The sequence below is a fragment of the Streptomyces sp. MZ04 genome, assembly GCF_004684775.1.
Classification (GTDB): domain Bacteria; phylum Actinomycetota; class Actinomycetes; order Streptomycetales; family Streptomycetaceae; genus Streptomyces.
In genome coordinates this window covers 1-1,639 of sequence record NZ_SRIC01000556.1, presented here as the reverse complement: position 1 = coordinate 1,639, position 1,639 = coordinate 1, and the positions used below count along the sequence as shown (strand labels likewise).

Sequence of the window (1,639 nt, the reverse complement as noted above, 5' to 3'; positions counted from 1 at the left end):
CAGCTGCGGTGCTGGACCGGCACCTGCACCACCTGCGGCCGCCCCCTCACCCGAGCCAGAACCTAACGAAGCACTACTAGGGCCTGTCCGATGGGTCAGGCCGGCCTTCGCGCCGGGCGCCGATTGACCAGGGCCGAGGGGTCGCGACCCCGGCAGGACCCATCGGACAGGCCCTAGCTCAGCCCCGCCGTCCGCGCCCGTTCCACCGCCGGGCCGATCGCCTGGGCCACCGCGTCGACATCGGCCTTCGTGGACGTGTGCCCCAGGGAGAAGCGGAGCGTGCCGCGGGCCAGATCGGGGTCGGTGCCGGTGGCGAGCAGGACGTGACTCGGCTGGGCCACGCCCGCCGTGCACGCCGAGCCGGTGGAGCACTCGATGCCCTGGGCGTCGAGCAGCAGGAGCAGGGAGTCGCCCTCGCAGCCGGCGAAGGTGAAGTGCGCGTTGGCGGGCAGCCGGTCGACCGGGTCGCCCCCGAGGATCGCCTCCGGAACCGCCGCGCGCACCGCGGTGACCAGCTCGTCCCGCAGTCCGCCGATCTCCCGGGCGAACCACTCGCGGTGTCCGGCGGCGTGCTGCCCCGCCACGGCGAACGCGGCGATCGCGGGCACGTCCAGCGTCCCGGAGCGCACATGGCGCTCCTGCCCGCCACCGTGCAGGACGGGGACGGGGCTGTACTCACGGCCGAGGAGCAGTGCGCCGATGCCGTACGGACCGCCGATCTTGTGGCCGGACACGGTCATCGCGGCGAGCCCGGACGCCCCGAAGTCGACGGGCAGCTGCCCGAAGGCCTGCACCGCGTCGGCGTGCAGCGGGATGCCGAACTCCGCTGCCACGTCGGCCAGTTCACGGATCGGCTGGATGGTGCCGATTTCGTTGTTGGCCCACATGACGGTGGCGAGCGCGACATCGGCGGGATCGCGCTCGATCGCCTCGCGCAGGGCTTCGGGGTGCACGCGTCCGTACCGGTCGACGGGGAGGTACTCGACGGTGGCGCCCTCGTGTTCGCCGAGCCAGTGCACGGCGTCCAGGACGGCGTGATGCTCGACTGGGCTCGCGAGCACGCGGGTGCGCGCGGGTTCGGCGTCACGCCGGGACCAGTACAGGCCCTTCACGGCGAGGTTGTCCGCCTCGGTGCCGCCCGCGGTGAAGACGGTCTCGCTGGGGCGCGCGCCGAGCGACTCGGCGAGCGACTCGCGGGCCTCCTCGACGGTGCGTCGCGCCCGGCGCCCCGCCGCGTGCAGTGAGGAGGCGTTGCCGGTGACGGCGAGCTGGGCGGTCATCGCCGCGATCGCCTCCGGAAGCATCGGAGTGGTCGCTGCGTGGTCGAGGTAGGCCATGGTGCGCTCGATTCTACGAGCCATGGCACCGGCCGCGTCCAAGCGGTGTCAGCCCGCGAGACCCCAGGACACGGTGTTGTCCATCGACATGAGCGCGGCGAGGACGACGAGATCGGCCACGCCGAGCCCGAGACCGAGGAGCGCGCGCCCCTTGCGGCTGGTGCCGCGCAGCAGCGCGAGGCCCGCGAGGACGATCGCGACCGGGCCGAGGAAGAGATTCAGGACGAGCAGCCCGAGCAGTCCGAGCACGAACGAGGCGACGGCCATTCCGTCGGCGTCGCGGCGGGCGGCCGGGGCGGTGG

2 protein-coding genes are annotated in these 1,639 nt (G+C 73.5%); both read right to left on the bottom strand.

Annotation, left to right across the window (positions count from 1 at the left end):
* Nucleotides 1-173: 173 nt before the first annotated feature.
* On the bottom strand, nucleotides 174-1,337 hold the full coding sequence (locus tag E2651_RS43075; RefSeq protein ID WP_135336709.1) for a cysteine desulfurase family protein: 1,164 nt from the start codon (nucleotides 1,335-1,337) through the stop codon (nucleotides 174-176).
* 48 nt (nucleotides 1,338-1,385) lie between these two features.
* The coding region (locus E2651_RS43070; protein ID WP_135336708.1) for a hypothetical protein at nucleotides 1,386-1,639 on the bottom strand (254 nt) is incomplete at its 5' end.

What these genes read in the sequence shown, in the direction of transcription:
- E2651_RS43075 (WP_135336709.1), bottom strand. Translation starts at nt 1,337, where the DNA reads ATGGCCTACCTCGACCACGCAGCGACCACTCCGATGCTTCCGGAGGCG.